This is a genomic window from Sphingomonas longa, assembly GCF_016892685.1.
GTDB classification, from domain to species: domain Bacteria; phylum Pseudomonadota; class Alphaproteobacteria; order Sphingomonadales; family Sphingomonadaceae; genus Sphingomonas; species Sphingomonas longa.
This window is the reverse complement of sequence record NZ_JAFEMC010000004.1, coordinates 356,157-375,567: the sequence shown is the minus strand read 5'-3', so window position 1 is coordinate 375,567 and position 19,411 is coordinate 356,157. Positions and strand designations below refer to the sequence as shown.

General features: G+C 63.4%; 22 protein-coding genes and 1 pseudogene. 7 read left to right on the top strand and 16 right to left on the bottom strand.

Features of this window, described 5'->3' with window-relative positions; all coding sequences use genetic code 11:
* Positions 1-540 precede the first annotated feature (540 nt).
* Genes ILT43_RS15050 through ILT43_RS15040 form a run of 3 tightly spaced genes read right to left on the bottom strand, consistent with a single transcriptional unit; the run spans position 541 to position 2,834 of the window.
* On the bottom strand, positions 541-1,071 hold the full coding sequence (locus ILT43_RS15050; RefSeq protein ID WP_056533222.1) for a VOC family protein: 531 nt from the start codon (positions 1,069-1,071) through the stop codon (positions 541-543).
* 39 nt (positions 1,072-1,110) lie between these two features.
* Positions 1,111-1,959 carry an alpha/beta fold hydrolase gene (locus ILT43_RS15045; protein WP_204199795.1) on the bottom strand — a complete coding sequence of 283 codons (849 nt, stop codon included), beginning with the start codon at positions 1,957-1,959 and terminating at the stop codon, positions 1,111-1,113.
* A gap of 50 nt (positions 1,960-2,009) precedes the next feature.
* The gene (locus ILT43_RS15040) at positions 2,010-2,834 is read right to left on the bottom strand and encodes an oxidoreductase (RefSeq protein ID WP_204199794.1); all 825 of its coding nucleotides are present in this window, start codon (positions 2,832-2,834) and stop codon (positions 2,010-2,012) included.
* A gap of 102 nt (positions 2,835-2,936) precedes the next feature.
* On the opposite strand from ILT43_RS15040, the gene ILT43_RS15035 reads away from it, so the two are divergent.
* Positions 2,937-3,797, top strand: coding sequence for a LysR family transcriptional regulator (locus ILT43_RS15035; protein ID WP_204199793.1), 861 nt, complete (start codon positions 2,937-2,939; stop codon positions 3,795-3,797).
* A gap of 45 nt (positions 3,798-3,842) precedes the next feature.
* Here ILT43_RS15035 and ILT43_RS15030 read toward each other — a convergent pair whose 3' ends face one another.
* The 10 genes from ILT43_RS15030 to ILT43_RS14985 form a co-directional block, all read right to left on the bottom strand.
* On the bottom strand, positions 3,843-5,339 hold the full coding sequence (locus tag ILT43_RS15030; protein ID WP_204199792.1) for an alpha/beta hydrolase: 1,497 nt from the start codon (positions 5,337-5,339) through the stop codon (positions 3,843-3,845).
* A 173-nt stretch (positions 5,340-5,512) separates the two neighbouring features.
* Positions 5,513-6,244, bottom strand: a complete 732-nt coding sequence (locus tag ILT43_RS15025) for an aspartate/glutamate racemase family protein (RefSeq protein WP_211534539.1) — start codon at positions 6,242-6,244, stop codon at positions 5,513-5,515.
* Positions 6,244-7,629 carry an FAD-containing oxidoreductase gene (locus ILT43_RS15020; RefSeq protein WP_204199790.1) on the bottom strand — a complete coding sequence of 462 codons (1,386 nt, stop codon included), beginning with the start codon at positions 7,627-7,629 and terminating at the stop codon, positions 6,244-6,246. Before ILT43_RS15020 ends, ILT43_RS15025 begins: the two co-directional genes overlap by 1 nt.
* Before the next feature lie 85 nt (positions 7,630-7,714).
* On the bottom strand, positions 7,715-8,140 hold the full coding sequence (locus ILT43_RS15015; RefSeq protein WP_204199789.1) for an organic hydroperoxide resistance protein: 426 nt from the start codon (positions 8,138-8,140) through the stop codon (positions 7,715-7,717).
* A 61-nt stretch (positions 8,141-8,201) separates the two neighbouring features.
* Positions 8,202-8,783 carry a DUF308 domain-containing protein gene (locus ILT43_RS15010; RefSeq protein WP_056533118.1) on the bottom strand — a complete coding sequence of 194 codons (582 nt, stop codon included), beginning with the start codon at positions 8,781-8,783 and terminating at the stop codon, positions 8,202-8,204.
* Between the two features lie 112 nt (positions 8,784-8,895).
* Positions 8,896-9,537 (bottom strand): NrsF family protein, encoded by a 642-nt coding sequence (locus ILT43_RS15005; RefSeq protein WP_056533121.1) that lies wholly within the window; start codon positions 9,535-9,537, stop codon positions 8,896-8,898.
* Positions 9,527-10,030 carry a sigma-70 family RNA polymerase sigma factor gene (locus ILT43_RS15000; RefSeq protein WP_056533124.1) on the bottom strand — a complete coding sequence of 168 codons (504 nt, stop codon included), beginning with the start codon at positions 10,028-10,030 and terminating at the stop codon, positions 9,527-9,529. The genes ILT43_RS15005 and ILT43_RS15000 overlap by 11 nt, the downstream gene beginning before the upstream one ends.
* A gap of 269 nt (positions 10,031-10,299) precedes the next feature.
* Complete coding sequence (gene bdcA, locus ILT43_RS14995; RefSeq protein WP_056533127.1) at positions 10,300-11,010, bottom strand: SDR family oxidoreductase; 711 nt, start codon at positions 11,008-11,010, stop codon at positions 10,300-10,302.
* Between the two features lie 83 nt (positions 11,011-11,093).
* Positions 11,094-11,393 carry a hypothetical protein gene (locus tag ILT43_RS14990; RefSeq protein WP_204199788.1) on the bottom strand — a complete coding sequence of 100 codons (300 nt, stop codon included), beginning with the start codon at positions 11,391-11,393 and terminating at the stop codon, positions 11,094-11,096.
* 180 nt (positions 11,394-11,573) lie between these two features.
* The gene (locus tag ILT43_RS14985; protein ID WP_082543654.1) at positions 11,574-12,173 is read right to left on the bottom strand and encodes a TetR/AcrR family transcriptional regulator; all 600 of its coding nucleotides are present in this window, start codon (positions 12,171-12,173) and stop codon (positions 11,574-11,576) included.
* Positions 12,174-12,206: 33 nt separating this feature from the next.
* Between ILT43_RS14985 and ILT43_RS14980 the strand changes: the two genes are divergently transcribed.
* Positions 12,207-13,070 (top strand): oxidoreductase, encoded by an 864-nt coding sequence (locus ILT43_RS14980; RefSeq protein ID WP_204199886.1) that lies wholly within the window; start codon positions 12,207-12,209, stop codon positions 13,068-13,070.
* A 213-nt stretch (positions 13,071-13,283) separates the two neighbouring features.
* On the opposite strand, the pseudogene ILT43_RS19570 reads toward ILT43_RS14980, so the two are convergent.
* Positions 13,284-13,916, bottom strand: a pseudogene (locus ILT43_RS19570) (tyrosine-type recombinase/integrase).
* Positions 13,917-14,381: 465 nt separating this feature from the next.
* Here ILT43_RS19570 and ILT43_RS14965 point away from each other — a divergent pair.
* The 5 genes from ILT43_RS14965 to arsH are packed head-to-tail and all read left to right on the top strand — an operon-like array spanning position 14,382 to position 17,638.
* Complete coding sequence (locus tag ILT43_RS14965; protein ID WP_204199786.1) at positions 14,382-14,714, top strand: ArsR/SmtB family transcription factor; 333 nt, start codon at positions 14,382-14,384, stop codon at positions 14,712-14,714.
* An 11-nt stretch (positions 14,715-14,725) separates the two neighbouring features.
* Positions 14,726-15,154: an arsenate reductase (glutaredoxin) gene (gene arsC, locus ILT43_RS14960; RefSeq protein WP_204199785.1), complete on the top strand. Its 429-nt coding sequence runs from the start codon at positions 14,726-14,728 to the stop codon at positions 15,152-15,154.
* The gene (locus ILT43_RS14955) at positions 15,154-16,440 is read left to right on the top strand and encodes an arsenic transporter (protein ID WP_204199784.1); all 1,287 of its coding nucleotides are present in this window, start codon (positions 15,154-15,156) and stop codon (positions 16,438-16,440) included. The genes arsC and ILT43_RS14955 overlap by 1 nt, the downstream gene beginning before the upstream one ends.
* Positions 16,437-16,874 (top strand): arsenic resistance N-acetyltransferase ArsN2, encoded by a 438-nt coding sequence (arsN2, locus tag ILT43_RS14950; RefSeq protein WP_204199783.1) that lies wholly within the window; start codon positions 16,437-16,439, stop codon positions 16,872-16,874. Before ILT43_RS14955 ends, arsN2 begins: the two co-directional genes overlap by 4 nt.
* The gene (arsH, locus tag ILT43_RS14945) at positions 16,874-17,638 is read left to right on the top strand and encodes an arsenical resistance protein ArsH (protein ID WP_204199782.1); all 765 of its coding nucleotides are present in this window, start codon (positions 16,874-16,876) and stop codon (positions 17,636-17,638) included. Before arsN2 ends, arsH begins: the two co-directional genes overlap by 1 nt.
* Positions 17,639-18,503: 865 nt before the next feature.
* On the opposite strand, the gene ILT43_RS14940 is transcribed toward arsH, so the two are convergent.
* Together ILT43_RS14940 and ILT43_RS14935 are read right to left on the bottom strand one after the other, a co-directional pair.
* Positions 18,504-18,743: a DUF6894 family protein gene (locus ILT43_RS14940; RefSeq protein ID WP_204199781.1), complete on the bottom strand. Its 240-nt coding sequence runs from the start codon at positions 18,741-18,743 to the stop codon at positions 18,504-18,506.
* Positions 18,744-18,831: 88 nt separating this feature from the next.
* On the bottom strand, positions 18,832-19,128 hold the full coding sequence (locus tag ILT43_RS14935) for a sel1 repeat family protein (protein WP_204199780.1): 297 nt from the start codon (positions 19,126-19,128) through the stop codon (positions 18,832-18,834).
* Between the last annotated feature and the right edge of the window lie 283 nt (positions 19,129-19,411).

The following is a 19,411-nucleotide window of genomic DNA, read 5'->3' as shown; positions in this document are numbered from 1 at the left end:
CGCTACGGCAAGCTGCGAAATCTCAGGCTTCCTGAAGCTTGCGATCAATCCTGGCGAGAGCTTCGAGCGCGCGCTGCTCTAGACTCTGCAAGCGTGCCAGCGTTTCGGCAGGCAGCCCGCCCACGCCGCTCACCAGCGGGATGCGAGTACCTGCAAGCCGAGTTCTAATCAATCGACGTGGCCATCCGAAATCGGTCAGACCGGTAGTGGAAACGAGCTAAATCACGCCGGTCCTCCTGAGGTACACTCAGAAGGCATCATCCGCAGCAGCTTCAAAGCAGACCTTCTGCTTTCGACCCTATTCCCGACGTTAAGCTTGACGCAGCGCTCTCCCGATACCGGCCGTTCGTTCTTCTAGCCACTGCGGGGCCGGGGCGACTGACCTTGGGATTTCTCTGCAGACAGCTTTAAGTATCGTAAGGGTCGAAAGCCGCCGGTGCGCTGCATCAAAATCGTTTGATTGAGAGGGTCGCCCGGTCTCTCATCCAGCCTGAGGGTGAGTATCCGGCGTTCAAAAGAGCCCGCTTCTTTGCGGGCTGTTCAGTCGTCGTCCTGCCACCTGCGCAGATCCGTCTGGTCATGATAGTCCATGCGAGCCGGCGTGGTGATGAATTCCATGGTCGTGCCCCACGGCATGCGGCAGTAGCAGACCTTGTTCCCAGGACCTTTCTCGGTTGCATACGGGATAGCGCGTGGCGCGGTGAGGGGTGTGCCTCCTGCCTTCTCGAAACGCTCGACTGATGCGTCGATGTCGTCGGTGTAGAGAGCGAAGTGTGTAATGCCGAAGTCGCTCGCTCGGATTGGCTGGGCCTGCTCGGGGCCGTACATTTCGAAGAGCTCGATATCTGGTCCGGTTCCGATCTTGACCATTGCTTGCGCACGCACGACCGTTCCGGGAAAGGCGCCAACGGCCTGCTCGAAGCCGGGTCCTTGCCGAGGCGGATCCTGTGGTCCGAAAGATTGATAGATCACCTGCCCACCAAAGGCGTCTACCAGGAACGATTTAGCGGCTTCGATGTCGGGCACCGTGATGCCGATATGATTGACACCGCGAATGACGGGTGCGGTCATGTCCATTCTCCTTTCTAATGACGAAACGGTTGCCAGATTTCACCGGGCCGAGAGGAAGTCGATCAGGGCGGCTGCTACTTCATCCGGCCGCTCATCCGCGACATAATGGCTGCACCGCGCGATCGAGCCGCCGGTCACATTGGTCGCGAATTCCTTAAGCATCGGCACCATCTGCGCACCGAACCGCTGGTCTCCACCCAGGCCAAGCACCGGTATTTCAAGCGACTGCTTCTTGTACTCGAGCGCAGCCGCATGATCGGCGGCGAGGCTGCGGTACCATTCCATGCCGCCACGCGTGCGGCCAGGAAGCGCCATCGCCTTGGCGTAGATATCGATGTCCGCTGGATTGAAAGTGCTGTGGTCGTAGAAACGCTCGGCCATGAAGGTCGATAAATAGTCATATTCGCGGCCGTGGATCAGGCGCTCGGGCAAATCCCGGCTTCCGTGAAAGCCAAAGTGCCAGAGCCTTGCGGTGGTCGCCTCCCACTCGCTCCAGCCCGGTAGTGGGACGTCGAGGACAGTAAGGTGGGTGACCGCCTCGCGATGAAGGGCGGCCTGTGGCAAGGCGACCATTCCGCCGATGTCATGTCCACACACGGCGTAGCGGAAGTGGCCGAGGGCAACCATCACATCATGCGCGTCGCGCGCCATTGTCGCCTTGTCATAGCCGCCCTGCGGGCAGTCGGAGAAACCCGCGCCGCGCAGATCGATGGCGACCACGCTGAAATGCTCGGCCAGCAGCGGCATCACCTTGTGCCATTCCCACCACGTTTCAGGCCAGCCGTGAAGCAGCAGGATTGGCGGCCCTGCGCCGCCTGTGACGGCGTTGATCTTGATGCCGTTCACCTGCACCAGTTGCTGGGTAAACCCGTGCAAAGTCGCGATCATGATTGCTCTCCCGTTCGTTACTGACGTTCATCAAAACTGGCGGCCAGCGCTCAGCCCCGGTCGAAATCGGTGGCGATCGTGATATCGCGCCAGGCGTCGATGTCGCTGCGGAACGCTGCCAGCTTGCGCTCGGCGATTGTGTGCGCCGCCGGGCCGAGCGGGAGATGAAGTGGGGCGTCTTCGGCGTCGACTGCCTCGAGGATCACCGCCACCGCTTTGTCGGGATCGCCCGCCTGATTGCCGTCGTTGGTGTCGCGATAGTTCCTGCGCGAGGTTGCCGCGTATTCCGGCATTTCGTTAGCCGCCATCGTGATCGAACGGCCCAGGAAATCGGTGCGGAACGGCCCAGGCTCGACGATCAGCACGCGAATGCCGAACGGCTTTAGCTCGCCGGCGAGCGCTTCGGAAATCCCTTCCACGGCGAACTTGGCGGCGTGATAATAACCTCCGCCGCCGCGGCCCTCGATGCCGGCACCGGACGACATGTTGACGATCGTTCCGCCCGAACGTCGCAAAGCCGGAAGCGCGGCTCTGGTGGTTTCAATCAGACCGAAGACGTTCACCTCGAACATCGGCCGATATTCCTCGGGCCTGCCTTCCTCGATCGCACCGAACAGTGCGTAGCCGGCATTGTTCACGAGGACGTCGATCCCGCCAAAGGCATCGACAGCCTTTGCGATCGCCGCCCTGGCCGCCCCCGCATCAGTTACGTCGAGTTGCAAGGTGATCATGCGATCGTCGAATGGCTCCGCCATCTCCTCGATCGCCTTGACGTTGCGGGCCGTCGCGACGACCCGATCGCCCCGGCGTGCCGTCGCGAGCGCAAGCCGTTGGCCGAAGCCGCTCGAGCAGCCTGTGATGAGCCAGGTTTTCATGACTATGAACCTCCAGATGATGGAGAAGATCTAGGTGTTTAGATTTGTTCTTGAACTGACGTAGCTGTATTCTACGCGTTCAGTTTTGTGCGGGTGGCGGCGATGGAATGGAGTGACGTCAGGGTTTTTCTCGCTGTCGCGCGAGCTGGTACGCTCGGTGGCGCCGCGCGCACTCTTCAGACAAGCCATCCGACCGTCGGCAGGCGCCTCCGCGCACTGGAGCAGGCAATCGGTCACACGCTCTTTCAGCGTACAGCGGACGGTCTTGTCCTGACCGATGAGGGCCAGGGTGTCATCGCGCTGGCCGAGCAGATGGAAGAAGGCGCGCTGGCCATGGAGCGTCGGCTTGCAGGGCAGGAGCAGGATCTCAAGGGCAGTCTGCGCATTTCGTCGGCGGACTGGTTCGGGGCCTATGTCCTGCCCCCCATCCTGGCGGACTTCTCAAAGGCCTATCCCAATGTCGACGTCGAGATACTGACCGGCACGCGCCTGTTCAACCTTGCCCAACGGGAGGCCGACGTCGCCTTTCGTATTGTTCCGTTCGACACTGCCGATGTCGTTCAGCGGCGGCTCTTCAGGCTCGAATATGGCGCCTACATCGCCGAGGAAGCAGCTGATCCCAAATATGGCGACGGGACCGGATCCCGGCTGATCACCCACGACACATCCACGGGTCATTTTCCCGACATCGCGTGGCTCATCGAGAGCTTCCCGAACGCAAGACCGGTCGTGCGATCGAACAACCGCAACGTCCAGGGGCGCATGTGCCGGCAAGGCATTGGCATCGCTGTCCTGCCCCGCGTAGTCGGCAATCAGATCCCGGGGATCCGCACACTGGAAGTGCCGACGCAACCTCCAGCGCGAGACATCTGGATGGGATACCACCGGGACCTACGGCGTCTTCAGCGTCTTCGCGCATTCATCTCGACGGTAACGGACCATCTCGTAAACGCGACCGCATGATGTGCGGCCCAGCAGTGACTCAAGGCTTCCGGATAAACTGCAAGATCAGTGCTGGCGCGCTCGCGCGGGCGGTGGCGGGGTAAAAACGGCGCGAGAAGGTGCACCCCACATTTGGCCGGGTCTGGCCATCGCATATATCGCGCGCGACATCTCCTTCCACAATGCGTTGCGGTCGCCGTCTGTCGTGTAGAGCATCGGCATGCTGTGCGTCGCGCCTGGCACGTAGCGAAAGTCGGCGTGACCGCCGACTTTGCGAAACGCGGCATCGAGCTGACGCACCGGACCGTCGAGGTAGTAGGAATCGGCGGTTCCAACCACGACATGGACCTTGCCATCGACATACCTGCCCAGCCGCGGCCAGTCGGCTTCGATCCGGTGCCCGATGTCGTAGCGCTCACGCCAATAGGCCGCGACGGCAGGATCGACAGCGCCAGTTTCCCGGTCGAACAGGAAGGCGGGCTCGCCGTCGCGCTGGCGAGGAGAAAAGACCCATTCGAACGAGCGGAGCTGCCCGCCGCTGTGACCGAGAACGCTTTCCAGCCGGGCAGCTTCCTCGATAGTGCCGAGCACCTTGTCGTGATCGCGTTCGAGCGGGCGCGGCTTGCCGTCAGGGGCACGATACATGTTCGCGCCGGCTGCATAGAGATCGACGCCGAGAAAGTCGTGGAAATCGACCGGGTCGGGCGCCGTCGCCCAGCTGCCGCCGAAGAGTTGCGGGTAGCGGACGATAGCCCAGAGCGCGAACCAGCCGCCCGAGCTGTGCCCCGTCAGAAAACGGCCGGACGGTTTGGCATCCATTCTGTATTTGGCTTCGAGGGCGGGAATAACCTCCTCGACCAGCGCCTCGCCCAAAGGGCCGTTGTTCACGCCGTCGGCGAATTCAGTCGTGCCGTTCCGAGACGAGTGATCAAGGGCGACCCAGATCATCGGCGGCATGACGCCGGTTTTCATCAGGTGCCACATGCGCGAAAGCTGCTGGCCGGCCAGCTTGTGTCCCGTGCCGAACGCAGTGGCCGTGTAGACGGTGGGATAGGTCGTGCGCGACATGGCGTTATAGCCCGGCGGGGTCAGCACCCATGCGGCCACCGCCTGGTTCGCGCCGTGAAAGCGCGTCAGCACTTTGGATGGCATTCGCTCATCGTGAAGATGCGGTCGGGATGCGGCGATCTGCTCCGCCGCGACGAGAGGCAGCCCGGTCGTGTCGAACTGGTCGGTCTCCGGCGGCACCGCATGCTCGAGTTGGAGGGTCGGCATCGATGATAGCGGGAAGTGTACTGTGACGACCTTGGATGCGAGGTCCCCAGGTCCCCGACCGGTAAAGTTGTAGTCGCCGTTGCGATCGAGCACCGCCTGCACGCGGTAGGTGCCCGGCGCCAGCGTTGCGAAGCTGGCGGGGAAGGCCGCTGTCCGTGTATTGATCGTCGCGGAGCGACTGGTTCCAAAACTCGCCACGTCGCGCGCCGCGACCGATACGTCCTCTCCACGCTCAAGGTCGACAGCGTCGCTTGTCATATTCTCGCTCGTCGCCCGTGCGGCGAACAACAGCAGCCGGCCGCTCGCGTCCTCGGCGAGGTCGGGCTGCAGCGTCACGGCGACCCGCGTTTCGGGCTCCGCAGCGCCGATGAGGAGCGACGCCAGTCCCGATGCTAAGATGAAGCGGGTCGCCTTCGACGATGCTTCCCGGCGCGGTTCAGTCTCGATGATCGCTTCGTTGCTCACTCCGCAGTCCGCCGCGCTTTATCGATGCCCTTGACGGTGCCCAGCGCATGATCGAGCGCCGCTGCCGCATGAATGTCCGTGGTGTCGAATATCGGCACGGGGCTGTCTTCTTGGCCGATAAGCAGCATGATTTCGGTACAGCCAAGGATCACCGCCTGGGCACCGGCACCGACAAGACGCCTGATCACCGCCCGGTAGGCCTCTCGCGACGAGGACTCTATCCGTCCTGTGACCAATTCATCATAGATGATCCGGTGCACGGTCGCGCGGTCCTGCTCCTCGGGAACTATCACCTCCAAACCGTAGCGTTCGGTCAGGCGCCCTTTGTAGAAATCCTGCTCCATGGTGAATGCCGTGCCGAGCAGCCCGACCTTCTGGAGCCCGGCGGCCACGATCCGCTCCGCGGTGGGATCGGCGATGTGGATCAGCGGAATGCTAACGGAGCTTTGCACGTCGTGCGCCATCCTGTGCATGGTGTTCGTGCAGATCAGAAGCAGGTCCGCTCCGGCTGCCTCCAGCCGCCGTGCGGCGTCCACCATCCGCTCGGTGAGGCGGCTCCAGTCGCCGGCATGTTGCAGCGCCTCGATTTCCGCAAAATCGAACGACCATAAAAGGCAATGGGCCGAAGCGGTTGCACCCAAACGGATGCGAACGCCTTCGTTGAGGAGGCGATAATATTCCGCCGAGCTTTCCCAGCTCATGCCTCCAATCAGACCGATCATTCGCATCACGCCTCTCCATTCCCAGGTTGAAGATCGAGCAGCAATGTCGGGATCAGTTCTGACACTGTGGGATGGATGGGCACCGCCCAGCGAAGCTGCTCGATCGGTTGGTCGGCATTCATCATGTCGAGGACGCCGTGGATCGCCTCGTCGCCGCTCGTTCCCAGTATCGCTGCGCCGAGAATGCGGCGGGTTTCGGCGTCGGCCACGACCTTCATGAACCCCTGCGTCTCGCCCTTCTCCACTGCGCGACCGACGCGGGACATCGGCCGCTTGGAATGGAGCAGCCGTCGTCCGGTCCTGGCCGCCTCGGCATCGGTCATGCCCACCCGTGCGAGCGGAGGATCGATGTAGAGCGCGTAGCCAGGCAGACGCTGGCTGACCCGGCGGTCCTCCCCGTCCAAGAGGTTCGCGGCGACGATCTCGAAATCGTTATAGGCAGTGTGCGTGAAGGCGCCGCGACCGTTGCAGTCGCCCAGCGCCCAGATGCCCGGGACGCTGGTCTCCAGCCTGTCGTCCACGGTGATATAGCCGCGTGCATCCACTGCCACGCCGGCGACCTCCAGCCCGAGGTCGTCGGTGTTCGGCCGCCGCCCGACCGCCATCAGGACGTGGCTGGCGACGACCGGCTGCGCGTCCTCAGCGCAGTCCACACGCACCTCGACGTCCGCGCCGCTGCGCGCGAAGCTGATGCAGTCCGCACCCGTCCGGATCGTGATGCCCTCGGCCTCTAGGATTTGTCGGACGGCGTCCGACACGTCGGGGTCCTCCCGCGCGATGAGCCGGTCCATCCGCTCCACAATTGTGATCTCGGCGCCGAAGCGCCGATACATCTGGGCGAACTCTAGCCCGATGTAGCTTCCGCCGATCACCACGAGATGCCGGGGAAGCGCGTCGAGCGCGACGATGTCGGTATTGGTGAGGAGCGGCACCTGGTCCGCGCCCGGCATTTCCGGCACCACAGCCCTGCCGCCGACGTTGATGAAGATGCGCGGTGCGGTCAGTCGTTCCCCATCAACGGTGACGACGCCGGAACTCTCAAAGCGCGCATGCCCCCGGATGAGCTCGACGTTGGCCATGCCGAACAGCCAGCTTTCGTTACCCGCCCGTCCATCCCGGATGATCCTGTCCGCCCGGTCTGCGACTGCCTTCATGTCGACGTCAACTGGCCCTGCGACACTGAAGCCGTAGTCTGCGCCACGCCGCGCGGTGTGGATGGCATAGGCGCTCGCCACGAGCGTCTTGGTAGGCCTGCACCCGGTGTTGACGCATGTGCCGCCAACATGATGGCGCTCGATGATGGCGACCGACAGGCCGGCATCGTTCAGCCGGCCGGCGAGCGCCGGACCCGCCTGGCCGGCGCCGATGATGATTGCGTCGAAGCTGCGCATGCGAAGGCTACCTTTCGATGTTTGCCAAGGCGCGAAGCGCCGCTCGGAAAGGGGACGGGTTCGGACATGGCCAGACCCATCAAGGTCAGACGATGCTGAGGCGAACGTCGATATTGCCTCGCGTCGCATTGGAGTAGGGGCAGGTCTGGTGAGCAGCCTCAACCAGACGTTGGGCGTCGTTGCGTTCTACGCCCGGCAGCGCCACGGCAAGCTCGACATCCAGACCGAAGCCGCCTTCGCTGCGCATGCCGATCCCGACGGTCGCCGTCACCGCCGCACCCGTCGGGACCTGGAGGTTCAGCCCGTGCGCGGCGAACTTCATCGCGCTGAGGAAGCACGCGGCGTAACCCGACGCGAACAGCTGTTCCGGGTTGGTCCCCTCGCCACCGGCGCCGCCGAGCGCCTTCGGCGTGGACAGCTGGAGGTCGAGCTTCCCGTCCTCGGTGCGGGTGCGTCCATCGCGGCCCCCGTTCGCGGTGGCGGCGGTGCGGTATTTGACGTCGATGGACATGGTTCAATCCTTTCGTGGAGCGGCGCAGACAGGTCCGGCGCCAAAGGTGTTGGCGTGCGCGTCAGGCCGCGACCGCGTTCGAGCGTCGGCGCGCGTCGCTGATGGTCAGCAAGACCGCCGAGATGAGGAAGTAGAAGGCGCCGAAGGCGGCGTAGGGCGCGATGTCGGCGATGCTGACCGGCGCCGCGCCGGCGGCCTTGCTGAGCATGTGCGCTCCGGCGAGACCCGACTGGGCGCCGCTCAGGATCATCGCCCACTGCGCGCCATAGGACTTCCAGCGGCTTACTCCGGTGAGGAGTTGAAAGAGGCCGGAGAGTACGGCCCACACGCCGAAGATCTGGAGGACGGGATGCATGCCGTGCGGCAAGGTCGCGGCGACGGCGACGGCGGTCACGACGCTGACGACGAAGTTGAGCATCTGGCTCTTGTTGCGCGTCAGGCCGCCGCTCCGGCTGGCGTCGAGATAGTTCGCCAGCGCGTCCCATGCGGGATAGGCGACGAGCATCACCGCAGCCAGCGGCGGCATGGCCTTCGCGACCGTGAAGGCGAGCGCGACCCAGATCGCGGAGACCGCGAAGCGCAGATAGTAGTAGGTCTTGAGCCAGTCGCGATCCGGGGACTTAGCGGCGGTGATGGTCTTCATGGCATGGTTCCTTTCTGTGATGCAGGCACACGTCTCCCGTCCCGAAATCCGGGTGGGTTGGTGATCGCTGGTTAGGGATTGTGCGGCTCGTGATCTGCCGCGTCGGATCAGTTCAAAGTCGGAAGCGTCGCGGCAGGCGCCATCGGGCAGCGGCCGCCACGGCGGCGCACCCGACGGAATACCAAACTACCACGTAGAGCGGGTCGTTGAAGGGGCAGCAGAAGGCGAACACGAAGGCTCCGCAGGCGCCGGCGGCGATGCCGGAGGCGAGCGCGCTGAGCCGGGGCTGGGTCGGCGCGGCCCTCCGCATCAGAGCGCCTAGCAGCGCCACAATCGGCAGCGAGAGCACGAAAATAGACGCGGCGCACAGCATGCCACTGGCCGGATCGATGCGATCCAGCAGCCCCCGCTCGCCCGCGCCGTCGGGCGTGACGAAGGCGCCTACCACGATGGCTGCGATCGCCAGGACGCAGGCGAGCATCAGCCCCTGGCGCGGCCGCGCCGTCGGGGAAAAGGAGCGGATCGCCAGCACGCAGGCGACCACGGCGAGCAGGCCGAGGCTTCCCACCCGCCACAGCAGATAGGGCGAACCGGCCATGTGGCTCATGTCCGGCCGCATCGCGCCCAGGCCCAGGAACAGCGCGAGTTCCACCGCGCCGAGCGCGAGGACGAGCCCGCCTTCACGCACCATGCTGCGGCGCTGCACGGGCACGAGGTCGGATGATAGATCAACGATCAGGGATTCACTCGACATCGGGAGTCTTCTCAATGATGGCCGTCAGGCGCGCCAGCCCGCGGTGGATGTTCATCTTCACGGCGGAGACGGAAAGGCCGATCTCGCCTGACGCCTCCTCCACGCTGTAGCCCCGCACCTTGACCAGCAGGATCGCCTGGGCCTGCGCGGGGCGGAGCTCGTCGAGCAGGCTGGCCAGAACCGAGCTGCTGACCACCGAGGCCTCGTGGTCGCTGACGGCGATCTCGTCGGGCAGCTCGTCCCTTGGGCGACGCGCCAGACTGCGCAGCTGGTCGACCCATTTGTTCTTGGCTATGGCCGCCAGCCAGGGGCCCAGGGGGTACTGAGGATCATAGGTGTGGCGTCGCCGATGGACTGCGAACAGCGTCTCCTGGACGGCGTCGTCCACGTCGCCTGGTGGCAGGCGCCGCTGAAAGTAGCGCGTGAGCCACTCCGACATCTCGCCAAGGAGCCGCCGATAGGCGCCGCCGTGTCCGTTCTGCGCCGCCACCATCAGGCTGCTCCAGGCGTCCGGCGCGGTTCGGGACGGACGCTCACGGCTGACCGGCGCCGTGCTCGGCGAGGGCCTTGAGATCAATCTCGAGAGGAAGTCCGAGCGCATGATCTCTTATTCGCGCGCTAAGCGTTGTCGGTCACTCGATGTCGAACTTTTTTCGAAGCGAGTTTCGGTCGTGACCTGACAGATGGCATCGACGCTGACGATTTCGACCGGATCGTCCATGTCGCCATTTTCTGCTTGGCTGGCTGGGTGAATGCCGGAAATCAGGCGGCGAAGCCGCCGTCAATCGTGTGCATTGCACCCGTTATCCCGCGTGCCTGCGGTCCGGCGAGATAGAGCGTCAGGCTCGCGACCTCGTCGGCGGTGCCGTAGCGCTTGATGGCCATCGGCTCGAGCATGCCGGCCGCGCGCGGACCGTCGGCCGGGTTCATGTCGGTATCGGTAGGGCCTGGCTGAATCACGTTGATCGTGATGTCGCGTGGACCCAGGTCGCGGGCCAGACCGCGCGCCATGCCCTGCACCGCCGCCTTGGTCAGCACGTACGCCGCGAGGCCCGGGAACGGCATGCTGTCGGCAGTGTCGGATCCGATGACGAGGATGCGCCCACCGTCGGGCATCAGGCGGGACGCCTCGACGCTGCCAAAATAGGCTCCCCGCACATTGACGTCGATCATGCGGTCAACCTCGTCGGCATCGAGCGTCAGCGGATCGCCGAACACCAGCAGACCGGCATTATAGACGAAGATGTCGATCGGGCCGGCGTCACGTATCGCCGTGATCAGCTCGTCGCGCGTCCCCGCATCCGCCTGGAGCGCTTGCGCACCGGTCTCGGCGGCGAGCTGGTCCGCGGCCGCGGCCGAAGCGGCATAGGTGAACATCACCGTTGCGCCGGCGGCGGCGAAACGCCGCACGATCGCGGCGCCGATGCCGCGGCTGCCGCCGACGACGAATACCTTGAGATCAGAAAACGTCATCGCGCTTGCCCTGTATTTTTGAAAGGAAGTGGGTCGGTCAGTGCCCTTCGCCGTCAGCTCCGCCCAAGCGAGGCTCGGTACGATTAGAACGGCGTGCCCACGATCCGGGACACGGTTGCATCCGTGAAGCGGGGAACGTCGGCCATCACGGCATCCGCTTCGGCTGATGCGAGTGCGGCGTGCAGCGCGTCCTCGTCGCGGAACCGGTAGATACCCACGGAAACATCCGCAGCGTTGGCGTCACGTGGGAAGAAGGCGGAGGCGCTCTTCAGCCCGTGCCGCTGCCAGCAGGCAAGCGCCAAGGGTCGGTGAGCGTCGACGTAATGGTCGCGATCGAAATAGGTGCCGCCGCTGCACATCACGATTAGAGTTGCATGTGCCATCGGCACGCATCTGGACCGATCAACAATGATCGTAAACTTACAGGATTGAACTCTCTCCGTTCAGCTTTGTGGGCAGCTGGCTGGGCCGCTCGATCGGCATGCGCCGCGCGAACGGCGGCTCCGCACAAGAAACAGACTTCGTTGTTGAACGCTGGCTTCAAGAGCTCCAGCTCCCGCCCCCTAGTCGAAAGAATATGCTCGAAGAAGCGTGCCGGCGATCTGCCGCGCAGCCTGGCCGAGTTCCTCATCGGCAAGCTCGCCGGCGGTCCAGAAGGACAGCGCGCCCCGGAAAGCGAGCGCGAGTTGCGAAGGCAGAATGCGGCATGCCTCATCCCGGCGGGGCGAAGATAGTCCGATTCCGTCGCCGAGGGCGTGTGCCCATAAGGCGGTGGAATTTGATCTCACTTCGCCCGACGCCGCGCTCCCGGTCCCTATCCAGGCCATGACCGCGCGGTTCACGATCGGCTCGTCGAGCATGACCGCGACTGCGATGTCGATAGCCAGCGCTACACGGTCGGCGGCGTGCTGCGGCTGCGGCGTTTCACTTAAGCGCGTCAGCATCGCGTCTATGCGGCGCGCCGACAGCGCGTGCATGATCGCCGGCTTGCTGCCGAACTGATTGAAGGGTGTCGCGAAGCTGACCCCGGCTTCCGAGGCAAGATCACGCATCGAGAACTCTGCCTTGCCATCACGCAGGAGACGCTCTGCCGCATCGAGCACACGCTGGCGCACCGGTTCCCCCCGACGTTTCATACCTGCTTCCATCTTGTGTTCACTCATTGCACATCTATATCATGATATAGACAGCTTGTCCTGCAGGAGTGTACGCGTGACAGACAATCGCCAAAAGTTTTTCTGATCAGCGGCGTCAGCTCTGGGCTTGGCCGAGCATCTGCTGAGGGCGCCTTGAAGGCCGGTCACCGGGTCATTGGGACGGTGCGGCGCCAGGAAGATGCGGACGCATTCGCTTCACTCGCACCGGACCGCGCGAGCCCGATGCTGCTCGACGTGACTGACTTCGCTTCCATTCCTCTGGCGATAACCGCAGCCGAGCGCGATGACGGTCCTATCGATGTCTTGGTGAACAACGCTGGTTACGGCCATGAAGGTGTGCTCGAGGAATCGTCGATGGATGATCTCCAGCGGCAGTTCGCCTCGAATGTGTTCGGTCCGGTTGCGATGATGCAGGCCGTGTTGCCCGGTATGCGTAAGCGCCGCCGCGGGCATATCATCAACGTAACCTCTATGGGCGGGTTCATCACCATGCCAGGGATCAGCTTCTATTGCGGCAGCAAGTTCGCGCTGGAGGGCATTTCTGAGGCGCTCGGCAAGGAGGTGGCTGCGTTCGGTATAAAAGTTACGACGCTGGCACCGGGGCAGTTTCGCACAGACTGGGCTGGCCGCTCGATGGATCGGACGCCGCGTAGCATCGCGGATTATGACGCAGTGATGGACCCCATAAGGGCTGCGCGACAGGCCAAGAGCGGCAATCAGCCGAACGATCCGGCGAAGGCGGCGCGGGCGCTGCTGGCGATAGTTGAGGAGAAGAACCCGCCGACTCGGCTGTTCCTCGGCGAAGATGCCCTCGGACTGGTCGATGAGAAACTAGACGATATGCGGGCGGAGGTTGGTCGCTGGGAAGTGCTTTCTCGTTCAACGGGCTTTGGTGCCCATTAAGTGGTCGGATCGAAGTACGGCTTGCGGAACGATCGTTCGTGGGCCGAAGAGGCAGATGCAAAGAGCGTCGCTGTTGGACCAACTTCTGTGATGTAGGCGACCGGTCTTGAAGAATGCTGCCGTCCACAACATCGTCTAGGAGTAGCGAGATTTGGGGCGGATCTCGCCGGGCATAGGAACGACCCATCCGTCGTCAGATGGGCCGCCCCAATGTTAAATTTCGGTGCGTTCTGCGAGGGTCAGGGCATCCTCGATGTCCACGCCGAGGTATCTTACAGTGTTCTCGATCTTCGTGTGGCCCAACAGGATCTGGATCGCCCGGAGATTGCCGGAGGCCTTGTAGATCATCGACGCTTTCGTGCGACGAAGCGAGTGCGTCCCGTATTCGGCGCGGCGAAGTCCGACCGCGTCGACCCACTCATCCACCAAACGAGCATATTGCCTCGTGCTAAGGTGCCCCGCGTGGTCGACGCGGCTCGGAAATGCTTAGTCCTGGACGCTACCACCTCGGCGTTCGAGCCACGCGAGAAGGCTTGCTCTGACATCGGCCGTAAGCTCGAATTGGACAGGGCGTCCGGTCTTCTGCTGTGTAACGATCGCGCGGGTTCTAATATCAGCCCCGGAGACGAGGTCGCCGATCTTGATTTTTACGAGATCACAGCCTCGCAACTTGCTGTCGATCGCCAGGTCGAAGAGCGCCCTGTCGCGGAGACGGCACTCCCGATCCAAGAAGAAGCGAACGGCCCAGATTTGCTTTTGCGTCAGCGGTCGCTTCGTGCCGACTGTCTTGCCCGCATTCCACACAGGGCGGCGTTGCGTGGCAGGATCATATTGTGCGTGTCCCATCGTTCGTCTCCACGGCCGTGATTGCCGTTTACTGAACGTGGTCACGGGAAGGATTGCACGCCGCTCTGTCAGCAACCGACCCAAAGACGGTCGTAGCCGAGGCACGTGCCGATCTCGGGAGCGGACATTCTGAACCGGATTTCTGATACACGGAGACCCTTGGAAGACGTGGCGGGATCTGCAGCGTCACAACCGACTGGTTTTGACACCACATGTCCTAATCGTCAGTTGGCGGGGTGGGGCGTATTGGTCTTGGGAGGCCACGAAGGCGACGCTCGCGATTTTGGCGCGACGCTTCCTTGACGGCCTGGGGGTCGTCCAAATCAATCATGCTGCTGGTCCTCGGGAAAGACCGGCGCGCGAGCTGCGCCTAATAGCCTGTTCCGAGCCGGAAGGCGTTGCGAGCCTGGTTTCGCCGAAATGACCGGATTGCCTGCCGCTTCATATATCCTCTAAGCTGGATATATGGAAAATCAGCCGGCTATCTCCGCATTGGGCGCGCTCGCGCAAAGCACGCGGCTCGATGTGTTCCGCCTGCTGGTGCGACACGAACCTGACGGCCTCGCCGCTGGTGAAGTCGCCCGCCAGCTCGACGTGCCGCAAAACACCATGTCGGCGCACCTTGCGATTCTCGCGCGCGCCGGTCTGGTCCGCTCCGAACGGCATAGCCGTTCGATCATCTACCGCGCCGATCTGGACGGGCTGCGCGCGTTGACGCTGTTCCTCGTCAAAGACTGCTGCGCCGGCTCGCCCGAGCTGTGCGCGCCGCTCCTGGCCGAACTCACCCCCTGCTGCTGAAAGGACGCGCCGTGGCCGTCGATATCGTGATCTATCACAACCCCGAGTGCGGCACGTCGCGCAACACGCTGGCGATGATCCGCAATGCCGGCATTGAGGCGCACGTTATCGAATACCTGAAAACCCCGCCCTCGCGCGCGTTGCTGGTCGAACTGATCGACCGCGCCGGAATCACGCCCCGCGATCTGCTGCGCGAGAAGGGGACGCCCTATGCGGAACTGGGCCTTGGTGACGACGCGCTGTCGGACGACGCGCTGGTGGACGCGATGATGGCGCATCCGGTTCTCATCAACCGGCCGCTGGTCGTCTCGCCGCTCGGCGTGAAGCTGTGCCGACCGTCCGAAGCGGTCCTCGATCTGCTGCCCGAACCGCAACAGGGTGCGTTTCCCAAGGAAGACGGCGAACAGGTCGTGGACGCCTCGGGTCAGCGCATCGCCTGATGCTGCTCGCGCTCGCTATCTTCGTCGCCACGATCGCGCTCGTCATATGGCAACCCAAGGGCCTCGGCATCGGATGGAGCGCACTAGGCGGAGCGGCAATCGCGCTGCTTGTCGGTGTCGTCTCGCTCGCCGACGTACCGGTGGTGTGGAGTATCGTCTGGAATGCGACCGCGACGTTCGTCGCGATCATCATCGTCAGCCTATTGCTCGATGAAGCCGGGTTCTTCGAATGGGCGGCTCTCCACATCGCGCGCTGGGGTCGGGGGCATGGTCGCCGGCTGTTTGTGCTGATCGTGCTGCTCGGCGCGGCGGTGTCGGCGTTGTTCGCCAACGATGGCGCGGCGCTGATCCTGACGCCGATTGTTATCGCGATGCTGCGCGCGCTTGGGTACAAAGACAAGGCGACGCTGGCGTTCGTGATGGCGGCGGGGTTCATCGCAGATACTGCCAGCCTGCCGCTGATTGTCTCCAACCTCGTCAACATCGTGTCGGCCGACTTCTTCCGGATCGGCTTTGCCGATTATGCCTCGGTGATGGTGCCGGTCGATCTGGCGTCGATCGCCGCGACGCTGATCGCATTGCTGCTGTTCTTCCGGCGCGACATACCGGCCCGCTATGACGTGGCGCAGCTCCGCGCGCCAGCTGACGCGATCCGCGACCATGCCACGTTCAAGGCGGGCTGGGTGGTTCTTGCCCTGCTGCTCGCCGGCTTCTTCCTGCTTGAACCCGTCGGCGTACCGGTCAGCGCCGTTGCCGCTGCCGGCGCGGTCCTCCTGTTCGTCATCGCCGCGCGCGGCCATGTCATCCAGACGCGCAAGGTGCTGGCCGGCGCGCCGTGGCAGGTCGTGATCTTCTTGCTCGGCATGTACCTGGTCGTCTATGGCCTGCGGAATGCTGGCTTGACCGATCATCTTGCCGGCCTGCTCGATCGCACCGCGCAAGGCGGCGTATGGGGCGCGGCGTTCGGCACCGGGATCATCGCCGCGCTGCTGTCGTCGGTGATGAACAACATGCCGACCGTGCTGGTGGGCGCGCTGTCGATCGACGCAACGCACGCCACGGGCGCGATCAAGGAAGCGATGATCTACGCCAACGTGATCGGTTGCGACCTCGGGCCAAAGATCACGCCGATCGGCTCACTCGCGACGCTGCTGTGGCTGCATGTCCTCGGGCAGAAGGGCATCCGCATCGGCTGGGGCTATTACTTCAAGGTCGGCGCGACGCTGACGATCCCGGTGCTGCTGGTGACGCTCGCGGCGCTCGCGATCAGGATCAGCATGGCATGACGGCACTGCGTGTCACCGCGCTCGATCCCGACAATCTGGACGGGCTGCGCGACGCGCTCGCGGCCTCGGGCCTGCCTGTCGCCGATCTGGTCGACTCCGGCCGGGCCTTCTTCCGGTTCGATGATGACGCCGGCCCGGTGGGCTATGGCGGGCTTGAAGGGCAGGGGACGGATCGCCTGCTCCGCTCGCTCCTGGTCGTCGCCGATCGGCGCGGCGACGGCTTGGGCCGCGTCATGCTCGGCCTGCTTGAAGCCCGCGCGTGCGAGCTGGGCGTCGTCCGCCTTCACCTGCTCACCAACACGGCCCCACCGTTCTTCGCTGCTAGTGGCTACGCTGCGGCCGATCGCGCGACGGCCCCGGCGTCGATCGCCAGCTCGCGTGAGTTCATCGCGCTCTGTCCGGTGTTGGCCGCCTATCTCGTGAAAGCCCTCTAATGCCGCTGCGCCAGCTCTCCGATCCCGATCACCTGCCCGCGCTTGATCGGCGCTATGCAATCGAACGGCCCGCCCTCGGTCTCGGCGCGGGTGATCCCCCGCCGCGTATCCTGTTGCTCTACGGCTCTCTGCGCGAGCGGTCGTTCTCGCGGCTGTGTGTCGAGGAAGCGGCGCGGCTGCTGCAATTCTTCGGGTGCGAGACGCGCATCTATGATCCCTCGGCGCTGCCGCTGCCCGATCAGGTCGCCGGCGACGATCATCCCGCCGTCCACGAACTACGCGAGCTGTCGATGTGGTCGGAAGGTCATGTGTGGTGTTCGCCCGAACGGCACGGCCAGGTCACGGGCATCATCAAAACGCAAATCGACCATCTGCCGCTCTCCATAGGCGGGATGCGACCGACACAGGGCCGCACGCTCGCGGTCATGCAGGTTTCGGCCGGTTCGCAGTCGTTCAACAGCGTCAACACGCTGCGCGTTCTCGGCCGCTGGATGCGAATGGTGACGATCCCGAACCAGTCGAGCGTCGCCAAGGCATTTCAGGAGTTTGACGATGCCGGGCGCATGAAGCCGTCCAGTTATTACGATCGGATCGTTGACGTGATGGAGGAGCTGGTGCGGTTCACGGTGCTGCTTCGGCCCCATGCGGTTCAGCTCGTCGATCGCTACTCCGAACGAAAGGAAGCCGGGGTGCCGATCGACCCCACAACCGATCTGTCGAGCATCGCCACGACTGGGGTAGGCGTCACAACCGAACGTTTGTGACACCAAGTACCGGTGGCTTTCGACCGTTCCAATCCTGAAAGTTGACTGGCAGGAAAGTCCCCAATCCGATCCGTTCCGAAGTGCTGTTGGCCGCGTCGCAGCCGTCAATCCGCTCAGATGAACGAGCGGCAGGTATCGGGCAGCGAGAAGGAGGGCGTGAACGGCCGGGATGGGTCGTTTTCATCGAATTGATCCTCTCAAGCACCATACTCCCGCCCGCAGCTGTGCGGCAGGATCGACGTGGCTATGCCCAGCAGTAAAGCGTGATGCTTCGTGGCGGCGGCTAGGGCCGGTTCGCCAGACGATCTATTTCGTCGAGCATGAGTATCTCGGCCGTCATCTGAGCGACTGTGGCTCGGCTTAATGCCAGCGATGCTTCGCGGTATCCTTGCCAATCAGCAGTGATATGCGGGCAACCCCATCGAGCGATGTGGGAGCTGGCCGAAGCGTGAAAGCGACGGAGGTCAGTCTGCATCGATGTAGCTCGTGACATAGCTATACCGCCGCGCCGCGTGATCTGATCAAGGAGCGCCTCCATTGCTTCCGACCGTGCGCGGTTCGCCCTCGCCAGTTTCATTCTCGTTGCTGTCAGGGCCGGCAGGACCGGCTTGCTGGCAGCAAGTTGACCGCGAAGTTCTGTCAACGCAGCGCGGATTTCCTCATGCGCCTGGTTCAACGCCCGCCTATCGATCTTGATCGAAGGCGCTTCGATAGGGGCATTGCTGAACACAGACGAAGACTTTCCACGTTGATCGTCGCAGAAGCACTTCGTTGCCTTTTAGCAGGGTTAAAGAACCAATCCGGGGCCGAGCGTGGTGGTGCCGCACCCAATGCAGCGTCAACGGCGTGCTCGTGCTCGAGGCATTCAGCTTCGAACCTGCACGAGGTCGCCGAAACTGACGGAGTGCAAAACCGCACCCTCGGTGTTCGTGATGTCGATGTGGTGCGACATGAAGAGAGCCTTCCCGGCCATCACGTGAGCAGCAATCACCTCCCTGCCGCCATGAATTGCATAACGCTTTACCTCGTCCAGATCGGGCAGGATTACGCCTTCGTGATCGATCGTCACTTCGTCATTGTAGAGGTTCAGGTGGTAGCGCGGCATCCATGATCTCCCGCAAACCGCATAGCGCCGCTGCCAGGATCCATCCCTTGCCTCGATCAGGCTGACTAAAACTAGCGAGACAAGGGGCCTATGCTGCCATCCGCCGAGTTGTGCCGAGCCAAGCTCGAGCTGCGGCCTGTGCAGTGGCGATCTCGCGGGCGGTCATGTCCTCGGCCACTTCGGTGCGCGCGCCCTGTGCGGCGGCAAGGCCGGATACAGCGGCAAGGTTAAACCACTTATGCGCCTCGATCAGGTCGATGGCGACACCGGACGTGCCCGTCTGATAGCAGATGCCGAGATCGAAAAGTGCGTCACCGTTACCTGCGCTGGCATCGGCCATACGGCTTTCGATCAGGAATTGAGCACTTTTGAGACTGTTAACCACCGCTGGTCCCTTCGCTACATACGCTTGCAGTTTGCAGCCCGGCGATTGAAGGACAGTGCCTTCTCAAATGGTTAACGGCTCATACTCGTTGGAACTGCTTTAACCGTTCCTATGCTAGCTACAGTGGCGCACAACATAGGTAAGGATCGGGCGGGCGACTCGGGTTGGACGGGGAGCGTGTCGCCTACCCGGTCATTGTCGAGCGGATGATGTAAGATGCTCAAGCAGTCTGAACTTCGCACTGCCGTGGCGCTGATACACCAGGCGCTTGAGATCGCTGACA

What these genes read in the sequence shown, in the direction of transcription:
- ILT43_RS14965 (WP_204199786.1), top strand. Translation starts at nt 14,382, where the DNA reads ATGGAAAATCAGCCGGCTATCTCCGCATTGGGCGCGCTCGCGCAAAGC.
- bdcA (WP_056533127.1), bottom strand. Translation starts at nt 11,010, where the DNA reads ATGACGTTTTCTGATCTCAAGGTATTCGTCGTCGGCGGCAGCCGCGGC.
- arsN2 (WP_204199783.1), top strand. Translation starts at nt 16,437, where the DNA reads ATGACGGCACTGCGTGTCACCGCGCTCGATCCCGACAATCTGGACGGG.
- ILT43_RS15015 (WP_204199789.1), bottom strand. Translation starts at nt 8,140, where the DNA reads ATGTCCATCGACGTCAAATACCGCACCGCCGCCACCGCGAACGGGGGC.
- ILT43_RS15020 (WP_204199790.1), bottom strand. Translation starts at nt 7,629, where the DNA reads ATGCGCAGCTTCGACGCAATCATCATCGGCGCCGGCCAGGCGGGTCCG.
- ILT43_RS15040 (WP_204199794.1), bottom strand. Translation starts at nt 2,834, where the DNA reads ATGAAAACCTGGCTCATCACAGGCTGCTCGAGCGGCTTCGGCCAACGG.
- ILT43_RS14990 (WP_204199788.1), bottom strand. Translation starts at nt 11,393, where the DNA reads ATGGCACATGCAACTCTAATCGTGATGTGCAGCGGCGGCACCTATTTC.
- ILT43_RS15010 (WP_056533118.1), bottom strand. Translation starts at nt 8,783, where the DNA reads ATGAAGACCATCACCGCCGCTAAGTCCCCGGATCGCGACTGGCTCAAG.
- arsH (WP_204199782.1), top strand. Translation starts at nt 16,874, where the DNA reads ATGCCGCTGCGCCAGCTCTCCGATCCCGATCACCTGCCCGCGCTTGAT.
- ILT43_RS14940 (WP_204199781.1), bottom strand. Translation starts at nt 18,743, where the DNA reads ATGCCGCGCTACCACCTGAACCTCTACAATGACGAAGTGACGATCGAT.
- ILT43_RS14985 (WP_082543654.1), bottom strand. Translation starts at nt 12,173, where the DNA reads ATGAGTGAACACAAGATGGAAGCAGGTATGAAACGTCGGGGGGAACCG.
- ILT43_RS14955 (WP_204199784.1), top strand. Translation starts at nt 15,154, where the DNA reads ATGCTGCTCGCGCTCGCTATCTTCGTCGCCACGATCGCGCTCGTCATA.
- ILT43_RS15000 (WP_056533124.1), bottom strand. Translation starts at nt 10,030, where the DNA reads ATGGTGGCGGCGCAGAACGGACACGGCGGCGCCTATCGGCGGCTCCTT.
- ILT43_RS15045 (WP_204199795.1), bottom strand. Translation starts at nt 1,959, where the DNA reads ATGATCGCGACTTTGCACGGGTTTACCCAGCAACTGGTGCAGGTGAAC.
- ILT43_RS15050 (WP_056533222.1), bottom strand. Translation starts at nt 1,071, where the DNA reads ATGACCGCACCCGTCATTCGCGGTGTCAATCATATCGGCATCACGGTG.
- ILT43_RS15005 (WP_056533121.1), bottom strand. Translation starts at nt 9,537, where the DNA reads ATGTCGAGTGAATCCCTGATCGTTGATCTATCATCCGACCTCGTGCCC.
- ILT43_RS15025 (WP_211534539.1), bottom strand. Translation starts at nt 6,244, where the DNA reads ATGCGAATGATCGGTCTGATTGGAGGCATGAGCTGGGAAAGCTCGGCG.
- ILT43_RS15035 (WP_204199793.1), top strand. Translation starts at nt 2,937, where the DNA reads ATGGAATGGAGTGACGTCAGGGTTTTTCTCGCTGTCGCGCGAGCTGGT.